This window comes from Bradyrhizobium cenepequi (genome assembly GCF_020329485.1).
Classification (GTDB): Bacteria; Pseudomonadota; Alphaproteobacteria; order Rhizobiales; family Xanthobacteraceae; genus Bradyrhizobium; species Bradyrhizobium cenepequi.
Map to the genome: position 1 here is coordinate 1 of NZ_JAGKJI010000170.1, position 801 is coordinate 801.

Consider the following 801-nt stretch of genomic DNA (forward strand, 5'->3'; position numbering starts at 1 on the left):
TCATCCGGGCTCGGTTGTGATTCAAGCTATGGATGGACCGATTCGTTTTGACTGATGCCCAATGGGCGAAGATGGAGCCGCTTTGTCTTGGCAAGCCAAGCGATCCCGGCCGCAGTGGCAAGGACAACCGACGGTTTGTCGAGGCCGTGCTGTGGATCGCGCGAACCGGCAGTCCCTGGCGGGATCTGCCGCCCTCGTTCGGCCACTGGAACAGTGTCTTCACGCGCTTCCGCGACTGGGTGAAGGCGGATATCTGGAAGCGGCTGTTCGACGCCGTCTCCGATGATCCCGACTTGGAATACGCCATGGTCGACGCCACCATCGTCAAGGTCCACCGCCACGGACAGGGCGCAAAAGGGGGACTCAAAGCCAGGCCATCGGGTGCTCGAAAGGCGGCATGACCACCAAAATCCTGGCGCTCACTGACGCGCTCGGCAATCTCGTGCGCTTCGTGCTTCTGCCGGGACAGCGCTTCGACACGGTCGGCGTGCCGCCGCTCATCGAGGGATTGGCCTTCGACGCGCTGATCGCCGACAAGGCGTTCGACAGCAACGCCATCATCGCCGAACTCGATGCGCGCGGCGCCAAGGTCGTCATCTCCCAGCATCCGCGCCGCGCCAAGCCTCTCACCATCGACGAGGAGATGTACAAATGGCGGCATCTCATCGAGAACTTCTTCGGCAAGCTCAAGGAGTTCAAACGCATCGCCATGCGCGCCGAAAAGACCGATCAAAGCTTCGCCTCCATGATCCATCTGGTCGCGGCCGTGATAAACTCCCGATGAATCCCAACAGACCCTAG

General features: G+C 61.3%; 1 pseudogene. It reads left to right on the plus strand.

The annotated features are described in order from the left end of the window. The first annotated feature begins 71 nt into the window (after positions 1-71). A pseudogene (locus J6497_RS40740) lies at positions 72-784 on the plus strand (IS5 family transposase). Positions 785-801: the final 17 nt, after the last annotated feature.